At 68.7% G+C, this 23,056-nt stretch carries 25 protein-coding genes; 12 read left to right on the top strand and 13 right to left on the bottom strand.

Annotated features, from left to right (window positions below; genetic code table 11):
- Positions 1–17: 17 nt before the first annotated feature.
- The 4 genes from EV649_RS22115 to EV649_RS22100 form a co-directional block, all read right to left on the bottom strand.
- Entirely contained in the window at positions 18–1,796 is a 1,779-nt protein-coding gene (locus EV649_RS22115) for an ABC transporter substrate-binding protein (RefSeq protein WP_130385459.1), read from the bottom strand.
- 57 nt (positions 1,797–1,853) lie between these two features.
- Positions 1,854–2,846 (bottom strand): ABC transporter permease, encoded by a 993-nt coding sequence (locus EV649_RS22110; protein WP_130385458.1) that lies wholly within the window; start codon positions 2,844–2,846, stop codon positions 1,854–1,856.
- Between the two features lie 250 nt (positions 2,847–3,096).
- Complete coding sequence (locus EV649_RS22105) at positions 3,097–4,644, bottom strand: ABC transporter substrate-binding protein (protein ID WP_130385457.1); 1,548 nt, start codon at positions 4,642–4,644, stop codon at positions 3,097–3,099.
- Positions 4,645–4,717: 73 nt separating this feature from the next.
- On the bottom strand, positions 4,718–5,371 hold the full coding sequence (locus EV649_RS22100) for an HAD family phosphatase (protein ID WP_241998520.1): 654 nt from the start codon (positions 5,369–5,371) through the stop codon (positions 4,718–4,720).
- A gap of 221 nt (positions 5,372–5,592) precedes the next feature.
- On the opposite strand from EV649_RS22100, the gene EV649_RS22095 reads away from it, so the two are divergent.
- From EV649_RS22095 to EV649_RS22085, 3 genes are all read left to right on the top strand, one after another.
- Positions 5,593–6,438 (top strand): PAC2 family protein, encoded by an 846-nt coding sequence (locus EV649_RS22095; RefSeq protein WP_130385456.1) that lies wholly within the window; start codon positions 5,593–5,595, stop codon positions 6,436–6,438.
- A gap of 115 nt (positions 6,439–6,553) precedes the next feature.
- Entirely contained in the window at positions 6,554–7,321 is a 768-nt protein-coding gene (locus tag EV649_RS22090; RefSeq protein ID WP_130385455.1) for a L,D-transpeptidase, read from the top strand.
- Between the two features lie 10 nt (positions 7,322–7,331).
- Positions 7,332–8,225, top strand: coding sequence for a hypothetical protein (locus EV649_RS22085; RefSeq protein ID WP_130385454.1), 894 nt, complete (start codon positions 7,332–7,334; stop codon positions 8,223–8,225).
- A gap of 14 nt (positions 8,226–8,239) precedes the next feature.
- Here the strand turns inward: EV649_RS22085 and mshC are convergent, their stop codons facing one another.
- Positions 8,240–9,460, bottom strand: coding sequence for a cysteine--1-D-myo-inosityl 2-amino-2-deoxy-alpha-D-glucopyranoside ligase (gene mshC, locus EV649_RS22080; RefSeq protein ID WP_130385453.1), 1,221 nt, complete (start codon positions 9,458–9,460; stop codon positions 8,240–8,242).
- A 102-nt stretch (positions 9,461–9,562) separates the two neighbouring features.
- Between mshC and EV649_RS22075 the strand changes: the two genes are divergently transcribed.
- Positions 9,563–10,261 carry a DUF6882 domain-containing protein gene (locus EV649_RS22075; protein WP_130385452.1) on the top strand — a complete coding sequence of 233 codons (699 nt, stop codon included), beginning with the start codon at positions 9,563–9,565 and terminating at the stop codon, positions 10,259–10,261.
- On the opposite strand, the gene EV649_RS22070 is transcribed toward EV649_RS22075, so the two are convergent.
- The 3 genes from EV649_RS22070 to EV649_RS22060 are packed head-to-tail and all read right to left on the bottom strand — an operon-like array spanning position 10,258 to position 12,332.
- Positions 10,258–11,052, bottom strand: coding sequence for an SCO1664 family protein (locus EV649_RS22070; RefSeq protein WP_130385451.1), 795 nt, complete (start codon positions 11,050–11,052; stop codon positions 10,258–10,260). The two genes, EV649_RS22075 and EV649_RS22070, sit on opposite strands and share 4 nt — an antisense overlap.
- Positions 11,049–11,624 (bottom strand): DUF3090 family protein, encoded by a 576-nt coding sequence (locus tag EV649_RS22065; RefSeq protein WP_130385450.1) that lies wholly within the window; start codon positions 11,622–11,624, stop codon positions 11,049–11,051. The genes EV649_RS22070 and EV649_RS22065 overlap by 4 nt, the downstream gene beginning before the upstream one ends.
- 12 nt (positions 11,625–11,636) lie before the next feature.
- Complete coding sequence (locus EV649_RS22060; RefSeq protein WP_130385449.1) at positions 11,637–12,332, bottom strand: histidine phosphatase family protein; 696 nt, start codon at positions 12,330–12,332, stop codon at positions 11,637–11,639.
- A 215-nt stretch (positions 12,333–12,547) separates the two neighbouring features.
- On the opposite strand from EV649_RS22060, the gene corA reads away from it, so the two are divergent.
- Entirely contained in the window at positions 12,548–13,519 is a 972-nt protein-coding gene (corA, locus tag EV649_RS22055) for a magnesium/cobalt transporter CorA (protein WP_241998519.1), read from the top strand.
- Here corA and EV649_RS22050 read toward each other — a convergent pair.
- Complete coding sequence (locus EV649_RS22050) at positions 13,516–14,343, bottom strand: undecaprenyl-diphosphate phosphatase (RefSeq protein ID WP_130385447.1); 828 nt, start codon at positions 14,341–14,343, stop codon at positions 13,516–13,518. The genes corA and EV649_RS22050 overlap by 4 nt on opposite strands.
- Positions 14,343–15,395, bottom strand: coding sequence for an LLM class F420-dependent oxidoreductase (locus EV649_RS22045; protein WP_130385446.1), 1,053 nt, complete (start codon positions 15,393–15,395; stop codon positions 14,343–14,345). Before EV649_RS22045 ends, EV649_RS22050 begins: the two co-directional genes overlap by 1 nt.
- 51 nt (positions 15,396–15,446) lie before the next feature.
- On the opposite strand from EV649_RS22045, the gene EV649_RS22040 reads away from it, so the two are divergent.
- Both EV649_RS22040 and EV649_RS22035 read left to right on the top strand, forming a co-directional pair.
- Positions 15,447–16,388 (top strand): aldo/keto reductase, encoded by a 942-nt coding sequence (locus EV649_RS22040; RefSeq protein WP_130385445.1) that lies wholly within the window; start codon positions 15,447–15,449, stop codon positions 16,386–16,388.
- Positions 16,389–16,409: 21 nt separating this feature from the next.
- Positions 16,410–16,595, top strand: coding sequence for a DUF5703 family protein (locus EV649_RS22035; RefSeq protein WP_130385444.1), 186 nt, complete (start codon positions 16,410–16,412; stop codon positions 16,593–16,595).
- On the opposite strand, the gene EV649_RS22030 is transcribed toward EV649_RS22035, so the two are convergent.
- On the bottom strand, positions 16,570–17,589 hold the full coding sequence (locus EV649_RS22030) for a GAF domain-containing protein (protein ID WP_130385443.1): 1,020 nt from the start codon (positions 17,587–17,589) through the stop codon (positions 16,570–16,572). The two genes, EV649_RS22035 and EV649_RS22030, sit on opposite strands and share 26 nt — an antisense overlap.
- A 10-nt stretch (positions 17,590–17,599) precedes the next feature.
- Positions 17,600–18,019, bottom strand: a complete 420-nt coding sequence (locus EV649_RS22025; RefSeq protein WP_130385442.1) for an ester cyclase — start codon at positions 18,017–18,019, stop codon at positions 17,600–17,602.
- Between the two features lie 97 nt (positions 18,020–18,116).
- Between EV649_RS22025 and EV649_RS22020 the strand changes: the two genes are divergently transcribed.
- From EV649_RS22020 to EV649_RS22010, 3 genes are read left to right on the top strand one after another with little or no spacing between them, the layout of a single operon-like run.
- Positions 18,117–18,584 carry a MarR family transcriptional regulator gene (locus EV649_RS22020; RefSeq protein WP_130385441.1) on the top strand — a complete coding sequence of 156 codons (468 nt, stop codon included), beginning with the start codon at positions 18,117–18,119 and terminating at the stop codon, positions 18,582–18,584.
- Positions 18,581–19,396 carry an ATP-binding cassette domain-containing protein gene (locus EV649_RS22015; RefSeq protein ID WP_130385440.1) on the top strand — a complete coding sequence of 272 codons (816 nt, stop codon included), beginning with the start codon at positions 18,581–18,583 and terminating at the stop codon, positions 19,394–19,396. Before EV649_RS22020 ends, EV649_RS22015 begins: the two co-directional genes overlap by 4 nt.
- Positions 19,356–20,174, top strand: a complete 819-nt coding sequence (locus EV649_RS22010) for an ABC transporter permease (protein WP_130385439.1) — start codon at positions 19,356–19,358, stop codon at positions 20,172–20,174. The genes EV649_RS22015 and EV649_RS22010 overlap by 41 nt, the downstream gene beginning before the upstream one ends.
- A gap of 16 nt (positions 20,175–20,190) precedes the next feature.
- Here EV649_RS22010 and EV649_RS22005 read toward each other — a convergent pair whose 3' ends face one another.
- Positions 20,191–21,390: an MFS transporter gene (locus EV649_RS22005; RefSeq protein ID WP_198682628.1), complete on the bottom strand. Its 1,200-nt coding sequence runs from the start codon at positions 21,388–21,390 to the stop codon at positions 20,191–20,193.
- Positions 21,391–21,463: 73 nt separating this feature from the next.
- On the opposite strand from EV649_RS22005, the gene EV649_RS22000 reads away from it, so the two are divergent.
- Both EV649_RS22000 and EV649_RS21995 read left to right on the top strand, forming a co-directional pair.
- The gene (locus tag EV649_RS22000) at positions 21,464–22,324 is read left to right on the top strand and encodes a LysR family transcriptional regulator (RefSeq protein ID WP_130385437.1); all 861 of its coding nucleotides are present in this window, start codon (positions 21,464–21,466) and stop codon (positions 22,322–22,324) included.
- A gap of 65 nt (positions 22,325–22,389) precedes the next feature.
- Positions 22,390–23,031, top strand: coding sequence for a lysoplasmalogenase family protein (locus tag EV649_RS21995; RefSeq protein WP_130385436.1), 642 nt, complete (start codon positions 22,390–22,392; stop codon positions 23,029–23,031).
- The last annotated feature ends 25 nt before the right edge of the window (positions 23,032–23,056 follow it).

The raw sequence follows: 23,056 nt of genomic DNA, 5'->3' as shown, positions 1-23,056 counted from the left end.
GGGCAACTGACTGCCGATTACTTCTGCGCGAGACCGATACTCGCGTAGTCGTACATGTTCTGACCGTCGTTGCTGAACACGTTCGCGAGCGTGTCCGGGCGGTACAGCAGACCCTTGGCCCAGACGCCCGGCAGCACACCGGCCTGCTCCATGACCTTCTTGTCGACGTCCACCCAGATCTTGTTGCGAGCGGCGTCGTCGGTGGTCGCCAGCGCCTTGTCGATCAGCTGGTCGACCTCCGGGATCCGGATACCCAGGTTGGTGTTACCACCGGAGGCCCGGATCACCCGGCTGTCGACGATCTGGCTGAGGAAGCCGAAGCCGTCCGGCCAGTCCGCACCCCAGCTGTAGACGATCATGCCCAGGCCGTTGGCCTTCGCGTAGTCCGGCTTGCCGGCGTACAGCTTGGTGTAGTCACCGGTCGGGAAGCCCTTGGGCGTCAGCTTGATGCCGACCTTGGCCAGCGACTGCTGCAGCGACTCGGCGACGGCCTTCTCCTTCGGCCGGTCCGCACGGTAGGCGATGTTGGTGCTGAAGCCGCTCGGCATACCGCACGCCGTCAGCGCTTCCTTCGCCTTCGTCGGGTTGCCGTTCTTGTCCGCCTCGAAGCCGTAGTCGTCGAACTTCTCCGCACCCGCGACCGACGGCGGCATCAGGTTCGTCGCGATGTCGCCACCGAACGGACCGCCGTACGCGCGCTGGTAGCCCTCGTGGTCGGCGGCGTACAGGACCGCCTTGCGGCAGTTGACGTTGTCGAACGGCTTGACCTCGCTGTTGAACACCGTGAAGTTCAGGCGGGTCGACAGCACGCTGTCGGTGTGCGCCTTCAGCTTCGGGTCGGCGAGCACCTTGGCCTGGGTCTCGGCCTGCACACCGGTCCCGGCGATGTCGACGTCGAGGTCACCGGCCTGCAGCCGGTTGTCGATGTCGGCGCCGTTCACGTTGTAGGCGACGTTGATCTTGTCCGGCAGCGCCTTGCGGCCCGTGTCCGGGTCGGTCGCCGGGTCGTACTGGTCGTTGCGGACCAGGGTGAAGCCCTTGTTCGCGTCGTTGCTCTCGAACTTGTACGGGCCGCTCGAGATCGGGTGCAGCTGGTACTTCGTGCCGGTGTCCTTCGCCTGCGGGACCCCCGCGGTCGACGGCAGCTGCGCGAAGTAGTCGAAGCCGGCGAACGTCTTGTTCAGGTGGAAGACGATGGTGTAGTCGTCCGGCGTCGTCATCGCCTTGGACAGCAGCTTCATCTGCGGGTCCTTGGCGACGCTGTAGTCCTTCGGGACGTCCAGCAGGAAGTCGTTGAAGTACGTCGGACCGTTCGGCAGCGTGGTCTTGTCCAGGGATCGGGCGACGCCGTACATGACGTCCTTGGCCTTGACCTCGGTGCCGTCCTCGTACTTGACGCCCTTGCGGAGCTTGTAGGTCCAGGTCTTGGCGTCGTCGCTCGGCACGCCCGGAGCCTCGGCGAGGTCCGGGACGACCTTCGCGCCTTCCTTGCCCGGAGCCGACTTGAAGGTCATCAGCGGCCGGACGTAGTTCCGCACGAGGTTCCAGGACAGGCCGTAGTAGGTGTCACCCGGGTCGGTGGAGTCCCACTTCTCCGTGATCGCCATCCGGAGCGTGCCGCCCTTTTTGTCGCTCGGATTGAAGATCTTGTTGTTGGCCGCGTCGAACTCGGGCGTCGCCGCGCTGCTGCCGCCACCCGACCCTCCGGAGGAAGCCTTCGGTCCCCCGCAGGCCACCAGGCTCAAGGCGACGGCCGCACTGACGGCTGTGACCGTCGTGATGCGATTCCATCTCATCTCTTGTTGCACCCCTTTAATCGTTGAGAGCCAGGCTCCCTGGTTGATGCGAAACGCCTACCGGGATCGCGGGTCGAGCGCGTCGCGCAATCCGTCACCGAACAGGTTGAACGCCAGCACGGTGACGAAGATCGCCAAACCGGGCGGAATCATGTACATCGGGTCGACCTGGTACCAGTTCGCCGCGCCGGAGAGCATGTCGCCCCAGCTCGCGGTCGGCGGGCGGACACCGACACCCAGGTAGGAAAGACCGGCCTCGAACAGGACGTTGGTCGGAATCAGCAGCGTCGCGTAGACCAGGATCGGCGCGATCAGGTTCGGCAGCAGCTCCGTGAACAGGATGTACGGGCGTCGCGCGCCGAGGCTCCGGGCCGCGTCGACGAACTCCCGCTCCCGCAGCGACAGCGTCTGGCCGCGGATGATCCGGCCGATGTAAGGCCAGCTGAAGAAGCCGATGATGAAAACGATCAGCGCGACCCGCAGCGCGTCGCCCTGCAGCCCGAACATCTTGTCCGGGATCGCACCGACCAGCGCGAGCGCGAACAGCACCAGCGGGAACGCCAGGAAGATGTCCATCAAGCGGCTGATCAGGGTGTCGACCCAGCCGCCGAAGTAGCCGGCGACGATACCCATCACGACGCCGATCACGACCGACAGCAGGGTCGCCAGGAAGGCGATCAGCAGCGAGATGCGGGCGCCGTACACGATCCGCGCGAAGATGTCCCGGCCGTTCACCGGCTCGATGCCGAACGGGTGGTCCCAGCTGACGCCGCCGAGCTTGCCGATCGGGGTCTGCAGCGACGGGTCCACCAGGTCCTGGTGGAAATCGTTCGGGGTGACACCGACCAGTTTGCAGATCACCGGCGCGAAGATGCCGACCAGGATCAGCAGCAGCACGAAGGCACCGCCGGCGAGCGCGACCTTGTCGCGCTTCAGCCGCATCCACGAGATCTGCCACAGCGACCGGCCCTCGATCTTGCCGACGCCTTTGAGGATCGCCTCGGGCTGCGCTGAGGATGATCCCGGCTCGACCTCGAGTGGCGTGCTCACGCGATGAGTTCCCCTGCCTGGTTCGGATGAACCGGAACGAAATCCGGAATGGCTGCCGCCTTAACCTGCCGCCATTACAGCCCGGAGTCAAACGCGGAAAGTGCTGCGTTGCCCGATCGTGATCGTCAGGAAATCGTCCCGTATCGTGGACTTTCCGCAGTAAACCACGGCGTCGCACCCAGGGTCGCCGAGACCTCGCGAACCGTTACTGCCATGGCATTTTTGTGTCACCCAGCCGAACGCTGCAATGTCACCGTCGAAGGCCGGAGAGATAAAGGAACGACAACGGATCGAGAGCCGTCTTGAGGTTCTCCAGATCCTTCCCGGCAACCACCGCGACGCGTCCCTGCCAGGTCGGGATCACCGGCGCCTCCCGCGCGATCACTCCCTGTAACTGCTCGATCAGGTCGTCGCGCTTCAGACCGTTCTGCTCGGTCCGTTCCTGCTGCAGCAACTTGCTGGCTGCCGCCGATCGGTAGCCGTACACGAACGGGGTCAGGTAGTCGTCCGCATCCGGGTACGACGGAGTCCAGCCGGCCTGGTACAGATCGTACGCCCCGGCCTTCGTCAGCTCCTGGTACTGCGGCCACTCCGCGCCCCGCAACGTCACCCGGAACAACCCGGACGCCTCCAGTTGCCGCTTCAGCTCAAGTACCTCGGCCTTCGCGCCGACGCCGTACTGCGAGGGCGTCCACCCGACCGTCAGCGGCACGGGTACGGCGATGTTCGCCTCCTTGAGGATCGCCGCGGCCGCCGTCCTGCTCGGCTGCTTGTACTCCGTCTTGAACGCGTCGGCCTGTCCGCCGTAGCCGGGCGGCACGACCGAGTACAGCGGCGACACGTGGTCGCCGTACGCCTTCTTCGCGATCGCCGGGCGGTCGATCAGCTGCGCCACGGCCTGCCGTACGGCCGGCTTGCGGGCCAGCAGCGACTTCATCTGGAAGGTGAACAGCCGGATCTCCGCGGAGCCCGCCTCGACGACCTGGACCCGGTCGGACTTGCGCAGCTTGTCCAGGAGACTCGGTCCGAAGCCGTGGAACGCGAGGTCCGCCTTGCCGGTCGTCACCGCCTGGTAGAGCGCGTTCGAGTCCTTCATCAGGCTGATTGTGACGCCGTCGTTCTGCGCCGCCCGCGGACCGCGGTACCCGGGGAACTTCGTCAGCGTGACCTCGGTGCCCGGCTTGTACGCCGCCAACTGGTACGGCCCGCTGCCGATCGCCTTCGTGTCGAGCAGCTTGTTCGCCGGGTACGCCTCCTCGTCGACGATCGAGGACGCGGTCGTGGTCAGCAGGTACGGCAGACGCGCGTCCGGGCTGGTCAGGTTGAACACCGCCGTCAGCTCGTCCGGCGTACTCACCGACTTCACCGAGGAGAACAGCGCGGCCGCTCCCCCGGGCGTCTTCAGCCGGACCAGCCGGTCGAAGCTGAACTTCACGTCCGACGAGGTCAGTTCGTGCCCGTTCGGGAAGGTCAGGTGCTCCTTCAGGCTGCACGTGTACGTCGTCGGCGAGTCGAACTGGCAGTCCGCGGCGTCCGGCACCGGGGTCGGCTTGTCCGGCAGGATCGTCAGCAGTGTCTGGAACAGGTTCGCCTGGACGGTCCGCGAACCGACGTCGTACGGCCCGGCCGGGTCGAGCGACGAGATCGCGTCCGTGGTCGCGAGCCGCAGCAGCATCAGCTTCGGCGTCGGGTCCCCCGGGTGCGGGGCGTTGTCGTCCGGCTCACCGCAGGCCGCCAAGGACACGCCCAGCGCACCCACCGCCACGGCCGCCGACACCCGGCGCACCCACTCACTCACCGTCTCACCTTTCCCCAGCCCACGACCCCACTACCAGACAACGCCCCCGAGGGCACCAAGTGACGGTACTTCCTCAACGGAGCAGCGAGCGCAGGGACTCCGGGGTGAGCGGCTCCAGCGACTTCACCACGAGCCGCCGCGGCGCCTCCGGGATCGTCACCCACTGCGGCACGGCGACGACGTAAATGCCGGCCGCCGTCCCCGCCTGCGTGCCGGTCATCGAGTCCTCGATCACGACGCAGTCCGCCGGGTCCACACCGAGCCTGGCCGCACCGGTCAGGTACGGCTCCGGGTGCGGCTTGCCCAGCGTGACCTCGTCACCGGCCACGATCACGGCGAACGGATCCGGCGGCAGGTGCCCGAGCACCGCGTCGATCATCACCCGGTACGACGCCGACACCAGCGCGCACGGGATCTCTTCCTTGCGCAGCGCCTGCAGCAACTCGAGCGCACCCGGCTGGAAGGTCACCTCCTTGCGGAGCGCCTCCACCACCTCCGAGAACATCCGGTCGGCCAGCTCCTCGGCGGAGATCACGCCTTCCGGGATCCGCGCCATCCAGACCTGTACGGCGTCGCGCAGGTCGCTCCCGATCAAGGTCATGCAGTCCTCGATCGTCCAGGTCGCACCCAGCTCGGCCAGCAGCTCCAGCTGCACCTCCGCCCAGACCTTCTCGGAGTCGACCAACGTCCCGTCCATGTCCCACAGCACCGCACGCAACCCCGCCACCCACACTCCTCAACGTCGTCTCTTTGAGCACCCACCAACCGTTTTCGGACAGGCAGAACGGTTGGTGGGTGCTCAAGGTGTGCCTATTCTCCCTGGTCCGGCGCGACACGTTCCGCCTGGGGTGAAACCAGGCACGCGCGAACAGCGGAGCACGTAGGCTGGGCAGTCCGGTTTCCGGTGACCGCACCGGATTGGCTACAGAGACGACAGGGAGCCTGCGAGTGGTAGACCTCGCGAACCTGAGGGACCCGGTCGTGATCGCCGCGTTCGAGGGCTGGAACGACGCGGCCGAGGCGGCCACCGGAGCGGTCGACCACCTGATCGACGAGTGGGAAGCCGAGCTCGTCTCGGCGATCGATCCCGAGGACTACTACGACTACCAGGTGAACCGTCCCCGGGTCGGCCTCGACGAGGACGGCGGACGGCACCTGACCTGGCCGACCACCCGGATCTACCTGGCCCGCCCGGACGACACCGGCCGTGACGTGCTGTTGATCCGCGGCGTCGAGCCGAACATGCGCTGGCGGGCGTTCTCCAAGGAGCTGCTGGAGATCGTCGACGAGTCGAACGCGCAGCTCGTCGTCGTCCTCGGCGCCCTGCTCGCGGACTCCCCGCACACCCGTCCGATCCCGGTCTCCGCGACATCGTCCGACGACGAGCTCACCGCCGCGTGGAGCCTGGAGCCGTCGACGTACGAAGGCCCCACCGGCATCACCGGCGTCTTCGCCGACCTGTGCACCACCCTCGGCGTGCCGGCCGTGTCGATCTGGTCCGCGATTCCGCACTACATCGCGGGTACGCCGTGCCCGAAGGCGTCGCTGGCGTTGCTCGGCAAGATCGAGGCGCTCCTCGACATGGCCATGCCCGAAGGTGACCTCCCGGAGCTCGCGCGGGCCTGGCAGCGCGGCGCGGACGAGCTCAGCGAGGAAGACCCCGAGGTCGCGGAGTACGTGCACTCATTGGAGGAGCAGCGCGACACCGCCGACCTCCCCGAAGCCACCGGCGAGGCGATCGCCGCGGAGTTCGAGCGCTACCTCAAACGCCGCAACAAGAATCACGGCGACTAGCCCCTGTCCCCGTAACCGCCGCAAGGTGTGGACCGTTGTTACCAGTGGGTTTATATTCGTCCGGACTACTGGGGGGTGACGGCGTGCCGTCACCGGGACCACGGGGAGCAATCGGATGCGCGACGAGCGAGGCGGCAGTTCGGTGCCTGCGCTGGCCGTGCTCGTGCTGCTCGGTGTGGTCGCCGCGGTCGGGATCCTCGGCAACAAGAAGCACGAGACTGTCGACCTCACGACGCTGACCGCCTCGACGACCTCGACGACGATCACCACCGCACCGCTCGACGCTGAGCCGTACGCCGGGACCACCGGGCTCGTCGTGCATCCGCGCACCGAGGCCGCGCTGTACAGCTCCCCGGACGCGGACGCGTTCGGCAAGATCGGCCCGACCCAGTTCGGGCCGACCTGGCTGCCGGTGGTGGAGCAGACCGACGGCTGGGTCCGGGTCCTGCTCCCCTCCAAGCCCAACCGGTCCACCGGCTGGCTCCAGGACGAAGGGCTCGACCGGGCCACCTCGTCGTACCTGATCCGCGTGCACACCAGCTCGCGGACGCTCGAGCTCTTCGAGAACAACAGGAGCCTCGGCACCTGGAAGGCCGGGGTCGGCGCGACGAAGACGCCGACGCCGCCCGGGCGGACGTTCCTGCTCGGCTCGATCATCGACCGGAAGCGCTCGGCATCGCCGATCGTGCTGCCGTTGGGTGCGCACAGTCCCACCTTGGACACGTTCGGTGGCGGACCTGGTACGGTCGCGATCCACGGCTGGCCGAATCCGCATGTCTTCGGCGCCGCGATCAGCGCGGGCTGCGTCCGGGTGCCGAAGACCGCCCTCGCCCACCTGCAGAAGGTTCCGCTCGGGACGCTCGTCCTGATCGACAGCAAATAAGGAGATTCCGATGCGACGACAGTTGACTCCGACCGTGCTGACGGCTGCGGCCGTGGCGGGCGTCGTGACGTTCAGCCTGGTCGCGAGCGCCCCCGTCGGCAACGCGGCGGCCCGCCCGTCCTCGGCGTACGCCGTGAGCGCCGTAGGCCAGGTGCCGATCCCGAAGACGCCGTACGCCGAATCGCTGGACGGCAAGCGGCAGACGACGTCGGCGCTCGAGCTCCCGAAGAACCCGCTGATCTCGGTCCGGGCCGGTACGGCGACCGCGGGCAACGACTCGGCCTCCGTCGAGCTGTTCGACGTCGTGGTCGGCCCCGACATCCTGAGCCAGGTGACGATCCCGCCGGAGCTGAAGCAGCAGTGCTCCGCGCTGCCGAAGACCGGCGCGGACAACCTGCCGATCCCGGACATCGCGCTGCCCGACCTCGGCCTGCCGCTGCCGAAGCTGAGCACCAAGGACCTGCCGGTCAAGAACCTGCCGGACCTGTGCAACCTGCTGCTCAACCCGCCGAAGTCGCTGCTCGGCATCGACTCGCTGAACGTCTGGTGCTCCGGCGACGACGGCGGCGTCGACATCGGCTCGCTGACGCTGCTCGGCCAGACCATCAAGCTGCCGAGCACGAAACAGGGCGCTTCCTTGCCGTCCAACCCGCTGGCGAGCATCACGGTCAACAGTCAGGGCAAGCACTCGGACGGCGCGTTCACCATCACCGGCCTGAGCATCAACCTGGGCGGCGGGACCGAGGTCATCAACCTGGCGTCGGCGACCTGCGCCAAGCCGGCCGCGAAGCCGAAGCCCAAGCCGCAACCGCAGGCCCCCCACGAGGCCCCGGCCCAGGTCAACACCCCGCCGGCCGCGCCGGTCCCGACCCCGGTCAAGACCCACCACCCGGTCACCGGCTGACGATCGAACCTGGACTAGAGCTTCACGCCCAGCAGCGCGTCACAGGCCTGGGCGACGAGTGCGGGCGCCTGCGAATCCGTGCCGTCGGTTGCCGCCCACTCGTCGAGGGCCGCCAGGGCGCCGGCGGAGTCCAGGTCGTTGGTGAGCGCCGCCCGTACGGCGTTCACAACGGCCGCACCGTCCGGCCCGGCGTCCCGCGCCACGGCGGCACGCCACCGCTCGAGCCGCGCCTGTCCGTCGGGCAGGTCGGACTCGTCCCAGAACCAGTCGGTCCGGTAGTGGTGGGTGAGCAGCGCCAGCCGGATCGCCATCGGGTCCGCGCCCGCGAGGCGCTCCTTCGAGACCAACACGAGGTTGCCCTTGGACTTCGACATCTTCTCGCCGTCGAGACCGACCATCGCCTGATGCACGTAGGCGCGCGCGAACGGGTGCTCACCCGTCGCGACCTGCGCGCCGCTCGCGGACATCTCGTGGTGCGGGAAGATCAGGTCCGAGCCGCCGCCCTGGACGTCGAACGACATCCCGAGGTACTTCAGCGCGATCGCCGAGCACTCGACGTGCCAGCCCGGCCGGCCGCGGCCGAGCGCCGAGTCCCAGGCCGGCTCCCCCGGCCGCTCGTGCCGCCACAGCAGGCTGTCCAGCGGGTCCTGTTTGCCCTCGCGGTCCGGGTCGCCGCCGCGCTCCGCGAACAGCTCCCGCATCGTGTCGCGGTCGTAGTTCGACACGCCGCCGAACGCCGGGTCCGCCTTCACGGCGAAGTACAGGTCGCCGTCGACCGGGTACACCGCGCCCGCGCGGCGCAGGTCCTCGACCGCGTTCGCGACCAGGTCGATCGACTCGACCACGCCGATGTAGTGCTGCGGCGGGATCACCCGGAGCGCGGTCATGTCGTCGCGGAACAGCTGGATCTCCCGCGCCGCGAGGTCGGTCCACTCGACGCCGGTCGCGGTCGCGCGCTCGAGCAGCGGATCGTCGACGTCGGTGATGTTCTGGGTGTACGAGACGTCGTACCCGGCGTCCCGCCAGAGGCGGTTGATCAGGTCGAACGTGACGTACGTCGCGGCGTGGCCCATGTGGGTGGCGTCGTACGGCGTGATGCCGCAGACGTACATGCGGGCGGTCCCGCCGTCGGTCGGCGGCACCTCGACCAGGCCGCGCGAGGCGGTGTCGTAGAGGCGTAGCCGCCGCGCGGGCCCGGGTACGGCCGGGATGTCTGGTTTCGTCCACGCCTGCATGTGTCGGAGCTTATGCCAGTCCGATTTTCAATGACGCGACACGGTTCCACTCCGTGGTCCACAGCTGGGGTGTGCACCCGCCTGCGGATAGCCTCGCGAGCGATGAGTACAGACTTCAGCCCCGAGCTCCAGTCGTACGGCGGCTGGATCGCCGCGGCCGCGATTCAGCAGCAGGACCTGTTCAACGACGTGGTCGGACCGGACTCGCTGCAGGCCGATCTCGACGCGCGGACGCTCGGCGGTGAGCGCGGCGTACTGCACGGGATCTCACTGCTCGGCAGCTTCTCCGAACTCGACCGGACCTGGCTGTGGGGCTGGGCGAACCCGGGCTTCGGGCCGGACGCGCCCGCGGTCGCCTCGACACTCGCGATCCGCGAGTTCGGTGAGCGGCACCGGATCGGCGAGTTCACCACCGAGAGCCCGGATCTGAGCGGGTTCGAGCAGCCGGCCCAGGCGGCGATCACACTCGCGATCACCGCCGGCTCCGTCCTCGGCGGCCGCGGTGTCTGGTCGACCGCGATCAACGAGGGCCAGGGGACCGTGTACCTGCACGTCGCCGACGAGCAGTTGCCGCAGGCCGGCTTCGACGCGATCGCCACGCCGCGGCTGCTGATGACCGCGATCAGCGTCTTCCCCGCCGACCACCGGCAGGTCGTCCGCGGCTACTTCCACCACTTCGGCCTGCCGTACGACGAGGGCCCGGACGCGATCCGCGGTACGGCGCCGAACGGCAGCCCGGTGGTCGTCGAGTTCGACGAGCTGGGTCGGGTCGGCAACATCAGCGTGCAGGGCAGACCTTAGAACGCCGGCCAGGGGATCGCGGGCCAGTCGTCGCTCGGATACGGGAAGGTGCCGGTCTTCAGCAGCGTCGAGCAGCGTTCGCGGGTCGCGGTCAGCTCGACGGCGGTGACGAGCTCACACAGTTGTTGCCCGAGGCCACCGGCCAGTTGATCCGCAAGCCGCCGTACGTCGTCCAGCAGGCCGGCCGGGATCGGTTCACCGGCCCAGCCCCACAGGACCGTACGGAGCTTGTCGTCGGCGTTGAACGTGACGCCGTGATCCACGCCGTACACCCGGCCGTCGCCCGGGTTCAGCACGTGACCGCCCTTGCGGTCGGCGTTGTTGACCACGGCATCGAACACGGCCATCCGCCGCAACGCGTCGTTGTCGGCGTGCACGAGCGTGACAGGGTTGTGGCGGCCGTCGAGCGCGTCCAGGACACCGACCCATCCGGAAGGCACGCGGCCCTGCGGCACGATGTCGACCAGTTCGGTGTCCCCCGGTCCGAGCTCGGCCTCGTCGATCCACAACTGGACCATGCCTTCACCGAGCGGCCCGTCGCGCAGCAGCGTCGGCGGCACGACCGACCAGCCGAGCGCCTCGGACACGACGTACGCCGCGAACTCGCGCTGGGCGAGTGTGCCGTCCGGGAAGTCCCACAGCGGCCGCTCGCCCTCGATCGGCTTGTAGACGACGGTGGCGGTCTCGCCTTCCAGGCTGACCGACCCCTGGTAGGTGCCGTTCGAGGCGGCGACCAGTCGCCCGTGCAGTGACAGCTCCCCGAGGGCGAGGAGCTCCGGATCGATCGTCATTCCGGCAGATGCCTGCGGTAGCCGTTGGCCCGCGGGCAGATGTGGCCGTCGGCGTCGATCGGCCGGCCGCAGAACGGGCAGCTCGGGCGTCCGGACGCGACCAGTGCGACCGCCCGCCGGGCGAACGCACGGGCCTGCTCCTCGGTGATCCGGACGATGAACACCTCGGCGTCGTCGGACTCCATCGCGGCGGTGACCGGGTCGGTCTCCTCCAGCTCGGCCTGCTCGCCGGTGACGACCGCGAACACCTCGATCACCACGCGCTCGGCGTCGGCCTCCCACGCCAGCGTCATGGTGCCGGCCCGGAACTCCTCCTCGATCGGCTGCTCGAGCGGTGCGGTGTCGTCACCCGCGGTCTGCGCGACCGGGTCGCGGTCGAAGCGCCGGGCGACCTCGTCCAGCATCACGTCGAGCCGCTCCGCGAGCGCCATCACCTGTTCCTTCTCGCATGCCACCGACGTCAGCCGTTGCCCGGCCCGCGCCTGCAGGAAGAACGTCCTCGCACCGGGTTCCCCCACGGTGCCGGCGACGAACCGCTCGGGGTCGTCGAAGGAGTGCACAACTCGCGCCATACGTAGACCCTATTACCGTCCACCGACCACAGCGTCGGACGACTGCTTCTTGGGCTTGCCTTTCGCTGACGGCTTAGGGATCAGCGAGGCCAGTTCGCTGCCGGAGTCGTTCAGCCGGACCAGGAACGGGCGGGTCGCGGTGTAGGTGATGATTGTCGTCGACGCGGTGTCCACGACGATTCGCTGGAACGTGTCCAGGTGCTGACCGAGCGCGTCCGCGACGATCGCCTTGATCACGTCGCCGTGCGAGACCGCGACCCAGATCGCGTTGGGCCCGTGGCTTTTCACGAGCTCCGCGTCGTGCGCCCGGACGGCGTCGACCGCGCGCTGCTGCATCCCTCGCATCGACTCGCCGTTCGGGAACGTGACGGCGGAAGGATGCTGCTGCACGACGGCCCACAACGGGTCCTTCGCCAGCGTGGCGATCTTCTCCCCGGTCCAGTCGCCGTACCCGCACTCGGTCAGCCGGCGATCCGTTGCCGGACGCAACCCGGCGTGCTGCTTCGCGATTGCGGCGGCGGTCTGCTTGCAGCGCTCGAGCGGTGAGGTGACGATCGCGGCCAGCGGCAGTTCGGCGAGCCGCTCCGCGACCGCCGCGGCCTGCTGTACGCCGACGTCGTCCAGCTTCACGCCCGGCGTACGACCTGCCAGCGTGCCGGACGTGTTCGCGGAACTACGACCGTGGCGAACAAGAATCACGGTGGGCATGCAGAGCACGTTATCTCCTCCGCGCAAGTCGCGGGTCGTGCCTGGCGGTCCAGCGCCGTAGCGAGCAGGTGCTCGGTGCGGTGCATCGGCGTGCTGGAGGGAAGGCCTCGATGTGGTTTCATCGTGGCCTTTCCTCCAGTGCGGCGAGGTGCCGTGCCGAGTGCCGCGCAGTAGGCGCTGGACCGCCAGGCACGACCCCTTGCAATGATGGGGTCGTGATCGTGGACTGCGGGGTGTACGCCGCCGGGGAGCGGCAGGACCTGCCCAAGGATCCCGAGACCGTTGCCCAGGCCATCGACGAGCGCGCCGACAGCTTCGGCTGGATCGGGCTGCACGAGCCGTCGGACGCCGAGATGGAGCGGGTGCAGAGCCTGTTCGGTCTGCACGATCTCGCCATCGAGGACGCGTTGCAGCTCCACCAGCGGCCGAAGGTGGAGCGGTTCGGTGACACGTTGCTCGTCGTACTGCGGACGCTCTGGTACGTCGACGAAGGCGACGCCGTCGAGACAGGGCAGGTGACCGCCTTCGTCGGACCGCGGTACGTCGTGACCGTGCGGCACGGGGAAGGCGGCGGACTCGCCACCACCCGGCACGAACTCGAGGAGCGCGCCTCCATGCTCGGGCACGGCCCGTCCGCCGTTCTCTGGGCGATCTCGGACGCGATCGTGGACGACTACGAGCGGGTCGCGGAGCAGGTCGAGATCGACGTCGACGAGATCGAGTCGTCGGTGTTCTCCCCCGAGCGGACCAGCGACGCGGAGCGGATCTACCGGCTGAAGCGCGAGGTGCTCGAGATGCGCCGCGCGATCGACCCGTTGCGGGAGCCGATGGAGCAGTTCGCGCACGGCGTGGCCGGGCTCGGGCCGAAGGCGAGCCCGTTCTTCCGCGACGTGGCCGACCACCTCAGCCGGGTCTCCGACCAGGCCGAGGCGATCGACACCCTGCTGACGTCCGCCCTGAACGCGCACCTCGCGCGCGTCTCGGTCCAGCAGAACGACGACATGCGCAAGATCTCCGCATGGGTCGCGATCGCCGCCGTACCGACCATGCTGGCCGGCATCTACGGCATGAACTTCGACAACATGCCGGAGCTCCGCTGGCACTTCGGGTACTACGCCATCCTGCTGCTGATGGCGGTCGTCTGCGTCACCATGTACCGCTTCTTCCGCAAGGTCGGCTGGCTCTAGGTCGCGGTGATCGTGCTCGTGGCCAGCAAGATGATCAGCACGATGCCGAGCAGCACGCGGTAGAACGCGAAGATCTCGGTCGAGTGCTTGGCGACGAACCGCAGCAGCCAGGCGACGGACGCGTAGGCGACCACGAAGCTGACGACCGTGCCGACGAGCAGCGGTACGACGCCGACGTCGCCGTTGAGCGCGTCCTTCAACTCGTAGATCCCCGCCCCGACCAGCGCGGGAATGCCCAGCAGGAACGCGATCCGGGTCGCGGCGACCCGTTCGAGGCCGCAGAACAGACCGGCCGAGATCGTCGCACCGGAGCGGGACACGCCAGGGATCAGCGCGAGGCACTGCACCACGCCCATCACGATCGCGTCGACGAGCGTGATGCGGGTGAGCGGGCGCGCCTTCGTGCTCAGCCGCTCGGCGGCGACCATGAAGAACGACCACCCGATCAAGGCGCCGGCCACCCACCACAGGCTGCGCAGCGGGCCCGAGATCAGGTCACGTGCCAAGAAGCCGACGATGACGATCGGCATCGAGCCGACGATCACGTACCAGCCCATCCGGTGGTCGAACTCGCCGCGGTACTCCGGCTTCGCGATCCCGCGGACCCAGGCGATCGCGATCCTCCGGATGTCCTTCCAGAAGTACAGCACCACGGCCGCGATCGCGCCGATCTGGATCACCGCGGTGAACCCGGTGATCGACGGGTCGTCGATCTTCAGCCCGAGCATCTTCGACACGATCGTCAGGTGCCCGGTGCTGGAGACCGGCAGGAATTCGGTCAGGCCCTCGACGATGCCGAGGATGATGGAGTCCCAGATCGTCATCAGTTGCCGACTCCGGACAGCTCCAGAGCCTCGGCGGCGGTCCGCAGGTCGGCGATCCGCTGCTCGACCGTCGACGCGAACGGCGTCAGCGCGACCGTCGTCGCCCCGGCCTCGGCGTACGCCGTCAGCTTGTCCGCCATCCGCGCCTTGTCACCGAGCAGCGAGATCGAGTCCAGGAACCCGAACGGTACGGCGGCCATCGCCTCGCGGTGCTTCTTGTCCAGGTACAGGTCCTGGATCTCCTTCGCCTCCTCCGCGTACCCCATCCGGACCGCGAGCGCGTTGTAGAAGTTCTTCTCCCGGCTGCCCATGCCGCCGATGTACAGGGCGGCGTACCCACGGACCGGGTCGGCCGCCGCCTGGATGTCGTCACCGGTCATCAGCGGGGTGGTGACGACGACGTCGAAACCGTCGAGGTCCTGCTGACGAACCGCACGGCCCGTCTTGATGTGGTTCAACTGCTCTCCAAGGAAGCCTGGGTCGTTGAGGATCCCGAGCCAGCCGTCGGCGATCTCACCGGCCAGCTCGAGGTTCTTCGGGCCGACCGCGGCCAGGTACACCGGCACGTGGTCGCGGATCGGCCGCACGGTCAATTTCAGCGCCTTGCCCGGTCCATCAGGCAGCGGCAGGGTGAAGTATTTGCCCTCGTACGCCACCGTCTCGCGCCGCATGGCCGCGTTCACGATGTCAACGTACTCACGGGTCCTGAGCAGAGGCTGAGAAAACCGGACGCCGTGCCAGCCCTCCGAGACCTGCGGCCCGGACACGCCGAGACCGAGCCGGAACCGGCCGTTCGACAGCCGGTCCAGGGTGGCCGCCGTCATCGCGGTCATCGCCGGCGTCCGGGCCGGGATCTGGAAGACCGCCGCACCGACGTCGATCGTGGTGGTCTGCGCGGCGATCCAGCTCAGCAGCGTCGCCGCGTCCGAGCCGTACGCCTCCGCGGCCCAGGTGACCGAGAAACCGAGAGCCTCGGCCTCCTTCACCAGCCTCAGGTGGTCCAGATGGTCGTCGCCGCCGTAGACGAAGCCGATGTTGAGTCCGAGTCGCATGACTGGCGAGCCTAGCGAGCCGTTGTCGGTGGGCCGCAATAGGCTCGGTACATGCAGCAGCGCTATCTCGGTCACAGTGGACTGGCGGTGAGCCGACTCGGGCTGGGCACCATGTCGTGGGGCCGGGACACCGACGAGCACGAGGCCCGCGAGCAGCTCGCCGCGTTCGTGTCCGCCGGCGGCACGCTCATCGACACCGCCGCGGCGTACGGCGACGGCGACAGCGAGCAGCTGATCGGGTCGCTGATCGGCGACGTGGTGGACCGCGACGACCTGGTGATCGCGACCAAGGCCGGGTTCAGCGTCCGCCGGGGCGAGCGGATCACCGACACCTCCCGCGGCGCGCTGCTGCGCGATCTCGAGGGCTCACTGCGCCGGATGAACGTCGAACACATCGACCTCTGGCAGCTGCACACCTGGTCCGACGACGTACCGCTGGAGGAGACGCTCTCGGCGCTCGACCACGCCGTCAGCTCCGGCAAGGTGCGGTATGTCGGCATCTCGAACTACGCCGGCTGGAAGGCGGCCCGCGCCGTCACCTGGCAGCAGGCCTGGCCGGGCCGCGCGGTCCCCGTCGCCAACCAGGTCGAGTACTCGCTGCTCGCCCGGGACGCCGAAATGGACGCGATCCGGGCGGCCGCCGGCCTCGGGATCGGGGTCCTCGCGTGGTCACCGCTCGGCCGCGGCGTGCTGACCGGGAAGTACCGCACAGGCATCCCCGCGGACTCCCGGGCGGCGTCTCAGCATCTGTCGAGATTCGTCGACCCCTACCTCGACGCGCGGGCTTCAGGCATCGTGGAAGCGGTCGCACGAGCCGCCGACGGGCTCGGCTGGACCCCGCTCGAGGTCGCACTGACCTGGGTGCGGGACCGGCCGGGAGTGTCGGCGGCCATCGTCGGGGCCCGGACGGCACTGCAACTGAAGTCTGTGCTGGGTGTGGAGGAGCTCACATTGCCGCCCGCCATCGCCGCGGCACTGGAGGATGTTTCCTGAGGTCGGTAGTTGGAGGTGTGGATGGCCGAGTACGAGCTGCAGCAGTTCGAGGTGTCCAGGACGGAGTCCCGCGGTGCGGTGCGCAAACTGCTCACCGAGCACGCGGAGTACGGCGGGTGGGAGCTGGCCCGTCTGCGTCGCTATCCCGACGGTTCACGACGCGTGTGGCTGCGTCGCCGCATCATCCGCGTGATGCGGACCCTCTGAGCAGGACGGACACCAGTTCCCGTCGGCTGCCGACGCCGACCTTGTCGAACGACGCCCGTACATGCTCCTGCACGGTGTGCGGCGACAGGCACAACCGCTCGACGATCTGCCGTGTCGAGTATCCGCGAAGCAGCAACTCGGTCACCCGCTGCTGAGCAGGGGTGAGCCCGTGCAGATCGAGAAGCAGGGACCCCAGCTGGGCCGGTGTTACCGGCTCGATCACGATTGCCGTCTGCCCGTTCTCACCGAGCTTGGACGCCTGCAGCCCGAGCCACTCACCCCGGCGCGTCCTGACCTTCAGCCGCGCGGTCGTCCGGTCGGCCCGCATCCGCGCGACCACCGAACGCACCGCGACCGGCAACTCCTGAGGCGCACCGAGCTCGTCGAGCCAGTACTCCGCCTCCGGGCTCACCGACTCCACGCGCAATCCCGCATCGAGCACCACGACCCCCGGCCCGGTCCCCGTAGCCTGGTACAGGCCGCCCCGGAGTCCTCGGCGTAGGCCCTCGCCGAGATGCGGTGCCAGGCGGCGTACCAGCTGAACCTCCTGCTCGCCGAACCCTGCCTCGGCGTCCTCCCGGTGCAGGCACAGCACGCCCCAGCACCGGCCGTTCGACATCAGTGCGGCGCGCAACTCGTCCCCGAGTCCGAGCGGGCGCATCACCTCGACGTACCGCGGGCTGCTCCCCCAATCGCCGCGCGTCGCCTGACCGAGCGACCCCACCGCCTCCGGCCCACCGGCGAGCACGGCGAACTTGTTCACGTCGTCCTGCCCGAACTCATTCGCCATGAACTGGTCGGTCACCGCACCGAGCGGTTCATCGGCCACCGCCGACGTGAACAGCACCGTCGCCGGATCCACTGTCGCGAAGAACGCCGCATCGACCGTCAGTACGTCACGCAGCCGGGCGAGCGCCTCGGACCGCAACTGATCGGCGTCCAGCCCCGCGTAACAGCGCTGGATCAGCACCTCCAGGCGATCCCCCGCCCCCATGCTCGTGATGCTACGCCGGTACGGCGCCCAGCTGCTTGAGAAAGCCCAGGTCGTCGAGCAAACCCCAGCGCTCGACGATCAGGCCGTCGCGCAACCGGAAGATGTTGATCCCGGGCAGGCTGATCGTCCTGCCGGTCGGCGGCACCCCCATCACCTCGCCGCGGTGTGTCCCGCTGGCTGTGAACCGCTCGACGACGATGTCGTCCTCCGCGATCAGCGCGTGCAGTTCGCTGTGCCAGTCCGGGAACGCGGCGCGCATCATGCCGCCGGCCGTCCGCATGCCCTCGCGGTCCGGCGTGACGCCGAACGGCGGGTCGTGATTGATGAAGTCCTCGGCCAGGTAGGTGTCCACGGTCCCGAGGTCCCCTTTGGTGAACAGTCCGTCGATGAAGTCCTTGACGACGGTCTTGTTGCTCTCTGCTGTGCTCATGGCATCGATCGTGGGCGCGACCCCGGCCGACCGGTACCCCGATTAGTTGGGGTTCTCCCGGGTGAATTATCTCTGCAACAGAGGTATTCTTGATGGTGTGACCGAGGTTCTCGCTGAGGAGCTGCTGGCGGCCGTCGGGCTGGTGCGGCGGCACCTGCGCCGATCCGTCGGGAGGCCGTTCCCGCTGTCCGCGCTCACCGACTCCCAGGCGGAGCTGGTCCGGACTGTCCGCCGCAATCCCGGCATCTCCGTCGCCGAGGCCGCGGCGGAGCTCGGCCTGGTCGCGAACACCGTGTCGACCCTCGTCGGCCAGCTCACCGAGCGCGGTCTGCTGCAGCGCACTCCCGACGAGTCCGATCGCCGGGTCGCGCGGTTGACCCTCACGGAGCCGGCCCGCGAACAGGTCGAGGCCTGGCGCGATCGCCGTACGGCGCTGGTCACCCGGACGCTCGACGATCTGACGGCGGACGACCGTGAGGCGTTGAGATCGGCGTTACCCGTTCTCGCCGTACTGGCCGAACGGCTGCACCCCTCGGAAGACCAGCAACGGAAGGTGCGCGTATGAGTGCGGAACCCGCGCCGGCGGTGGAGGTCACCGGGTTGAGCCACCGGTTCGGCGACCATGTCGCGGTCGACGACTTCGACCTGACCGTCTCCCCCGGCGAATGCTTCGGCCTGCTCGGTCCCAACGGCGCCGGCAAGACCACAACGCTGCGCGTGCTGAACACGCTCTACCCACCCCAGTCCGGCACGGTCCGCGTCTTCGGCCTCGACGTCCGCACTGCCGCGATGTCCGTACGGCGTCTGCTCGGGTACGTCCCGCAACAGCTGTCCATCGAGGGAGCGCTCTCCGGACGAGAGAACGTTTCCTGGTTCGCGCGGCTGTACGACGTACCGCGGCGCGAACGGGCCGCGCGGGTGGCCGAGGTCCTGGAGATCGTCGACCTCACCGACGCGGCCGACCGGCTCGCGTCGACGTACTCCGGCGGCATGGTGCGCCGGCTCGAACTCGCGCAGGCGCTGGTCAACCGGCCCGCGCTGCTCGTTCTGGACGAGCCGACGGTCGGGCTCGATCCGGTGGCGCGGGACTCGGTGTGGGCGCGGGTGCAGGAGATGCAAGAGCGGTACGGGATGACCGTGCTGCTGACCACGCACTACATGGAGGAGGCCGACATCCTCTGCGACCGGGTTGCGTTGATGCACCTGGGCCGGCTGCGCGCCGCCGGTACGCCGAACGAGTTGAAGGCCGAGCTCGGCCCGCGCGCGAGCCTCGAGGACGTGTTCCGGCGCCACACCGGCGAGAGCCTCGAAGGTCAGGCGAAGGGAGGACTGCGCGATGTCCGTGGCACCCGCCGCACCGCCCAGCGCATGGGTTGATTCGCGGCCGCGCGCCGTGCTCCGGCTCTTCTCCAGGATCGGAACGTTCTGCCTCATCGAGTTACAGAAGCTCCGGCACGACCGGACCGAGCTGATCACGCGAGCAATCCAGCCGGTGCTGTGGCTGGTGATCTTCGGCCAGACGTTCAGCCGGATCCGGGCGATCCCGACCGGCGACGTGCCGTACCTGGACTATCTCGCGCCCGGGATCATCGCGCAGTCGGCGCTGTTCGTGGCCATCTTCTACGGGATCCAGATCATCTGGGAACGTGACGCCGGGATTCTCACGAAGTTGCTGGTCACGCCGTCCCCGCGTTCCGCACTGGTCGCCGGGAAGGCGTTCGCCGCCGGCGTCCGGACGATCTCCCAGGCGATCGTCGTTCTCATCGTCGCGGCACTGCTCGGCGTCAGTCTCACGTGGAATCCGCTCAAGTTGCTCGCTGTTCTCGCAGTCGTGGTCCTCGGCGCCGCGTTCTTCTCCTGCCTCTCGATGACGATCGCCGGCCTGGTCCTGCGCCGCGACCGCCTGATGGGCATCGGCCAGGCAATCACGATGCCGCTGTTCTTCGCCTCCAACGCCCTCTACCCCGTCGACATCATGCCCGGCTGGCTACGAGCCCTCTCCCACGCGAACCCCCTGACCTACGAAGTGAGCGCTCTCCGAGGTCTCCTGATCGGCACGCCCACCAACTACCTCCTCGACTTCACCGTCCTGATCGTCGCCGCCATCGCCGGCATCTGCGCGGCAGCCGCTCTGATGGGGCGCCTGGCGCGGTAAGCACGTTCAGCGGTACTCAGGTCGCTCGGCCAAGGTCGTGATCTCTGGCATGAGTCGCAGTCTGACACCGGACCAGGACCAGCATGGCGACAGCCGCGGTGACGAGTCCCGCCCCGATCAACGCGAGCTCGGCTCCGACCGCCCCGATGATCGGTCCGCCGGCGAGCATCCCGGCCGCGCTCCCGGCGTTCACGACGACGCTCTGCCCGGAGAGCAACGCGCGTCGCTCGGCTCCGGCCGACGACCGGGTGATGAGAACGGAGATCGCCGCGATCCCGATCACCACGGTCACTCCCGACAACGCGCCCATCACGGCGACCACGGGCGGTGTCGTCCAGACCCCCATTCCGACCCAGCACAACCCGCTCCAGGCCCACGCCATCGACGCGGTCATCACCGGTCGGGTACGCCGTACCACTGCCAACGACACCGCCGTGCCGACCAGCGACCCGACGCCGTACCCGGTCATTCCTGCCGCCAGATAGATCCCGGGCTGCCCGCGCTCCTCCCCCAGCACCGACAGACCCAACGTGAACGCGAACCAGGTAACGCATCCCGTTCCGCGGACCACCCAGCCGTACGCGACCTCAGGACGTCCGCGCAGACTCCCGCGGATCGACGGCGTCACTACTCCTTCAGGGGCGCGCTCGGCCCGCACAGAGCACGCCAGCAACCCGGCGCCGGCAACAGTTGCGGCCTCGACCCACAGCAAACCGTTCGTCAACCCGGTCGACACCGCCAACGCACCGATTGTGGGGCCGATCAGCATCCCCATTCGTCGCAGTCCGTCCTGCCAGGTCAGCAACTGCACTGCCCGACCGTCACCCCATCGGTCGCCCGTGTCGGCGAGCAATGCCGACCGTCCTGGGTTCGCCAGCGCGTCGCCGCAGCCGAGCAGCAACCCGCTCATGATCAGCAACTCCGGAGACAAGATCCCCAATCCGGCCGCCGCCGGCACTGAGGCCAACGCGATCGCAGAGATCAGCGCGACGACCGCGAGCCGCGGCCCCGAGTCCACCCATTGCCGCGCCTTTCGAGCCCACCACGGCGACAGCAGCACGGGCACCCCAGCAGCACCGGCAACGAGGCCAGTGGCTGCCACCGATCCCGTTTCCCGGAGGATCACCAGCGGCATCGCTACCTGAGAAATCCGGAACGCGAAGTCCGCCGTACCGCTTCCCGCCAGCAACGCCAACGCTTCGGATCTTGCTTTCACGCCTTGAATTCTTGGCGTTTTCCGCAGCCGCAGGTAGCCAGCACGGCTTGCGCGCATGCCATAGGCTCAGCCTATGGCCTCATTACCCTCGGTCGAGGACTTGCAGCTGGTCCAAGCCGTCGCCCGGACCGGCGCCGTCGGCACCGCAGCCCGCGAACTCCGCATCTCGCAGCCCTCGGCCTCCCAGCGACTCGCCCGGCTCGAACGCCTCTGCGGCACCAAACTCTTCGAGCGCGACACCCGCGGCGCCCGCCCCACCGCGGCCGGCGCCGAACTCAGCCGCCGCGCCGACCACATCCTCGGCCACCTCGAGGAGGTGTACGACGCAACCCGCGCGGCTGCCGTCACGCAGCGCCTCGTGATCGGTACGTTCGCCAGCCTCGCACCGATCCTGTTCCCGGTCCTCGACGCCGACCTTCCCGACCTGGAGGTCCAGCAGCAGGTCGACCACGGCCATTTCCTGGTCGAGCGCGTCGCCGAGGGCACCATGGACGCCGCGTTCATCGCCATCGCCGACCAGATGACGCTCCCCCGCGGCACCGCCGCGCGCCGCGTCGGCCGCGACGAACTCGTCCTGTTCGTACCGCCCGGCGCCCGCCCACCCGGCCGCGGCCGCCGACCGCTGAAAGATCGCCAGATCGCGTTCTCCACGTACGACCGCGGCGCCGAAGACATCCACTCCCGCCTGGCCGACCAGGGCGCCGTCCCCCGACGCGGCGTCACCCTCAGCACCACCGTCGCGATGGCCCGCCGCAGCTCCCATCTGGCCCTCGTCCCCCGCAGCGCCCTGGCCACCGAACTCCGCCCCGGCGAACACCTCACCCCCGCTCCCTTCCACTACCGCCTCACCCTCTCCGTAGTCACCACCCCCACCCCACCCAAGCCCCTGATCACCTACCTGCCCCAACTCCGCGCCACCCTCAACCTCTCGTAATCCCTTGGTTGAACTTGTCGTGAACAGCGGTGAGTCGCGGCGTCGGATCTTGCAGACTCGGGCGCATGAGGCTGGGACGGTTGGCGCTTGGGCGCCGGGTACTGGCGGGGTTCTGGGGCGCGACCGTCGTGCAGGTCGCGGCGATCGTCATCGACGCCAAGATCCTCAAGCAGACCAGTAAGATCACCTTGATGCCGTTGCTCTGGCAATGGTCGCGCACGCAGGACGCCCCGCCGCTCCTCCAGGCCGCACTGCTCGCCTCGGCCGCCGGCGATCTCCTTCTGGAGACCGATCTCCAACTCGCCGGCATCGCAGCGTTCGCGGCGGCACAAGCCTGCTACCTCGCCGTGTTCCTCAGCGAACCAGCGCAGCGTTCCTGGCGGGTGCTCGCGGCGTACGCAGCCTTGTGGGCCGCCCTCGTCGCGATCCTGTCACCCGGACTAGGCAGCCAACGCGTCCCCGTCGCCGCCTACGCACTGTTGCTCACAGCAACCGCGGTCGCGTCCCGCTGGCACAACTCGCGCAGCGGCCTCGGTGGAGCGCTCTTTCTCGTTTCCGACGCGCTCATCGCCCTCCGCCTCGCCGGCCGCGACTTCCCCGGCCGGGGAGCGCTCACCATGTCGACGTACGCCGTCGGCCAGTACCTGCTGACCTCGGGCGTCACCACTACGCAGGACGATCTGACCGGTAGTGGTCATCGCCGTTGACCGCGGGTCACCGGTCGCTGTGGGG

This window comes from Kribbella sp. VKM Ac-2569 (assembly GCF_004216905.1).
Taxonomy (GTDB): Bacteria; Actinomycetota; Actinomycetes; order Propionibacteriales; family Kribbellaceae; genus Kribbella.
Note: the sequence above shows the minus strand (reverse complement) of the source record. Positions and strands in the feature narration are given on the sequence as shown.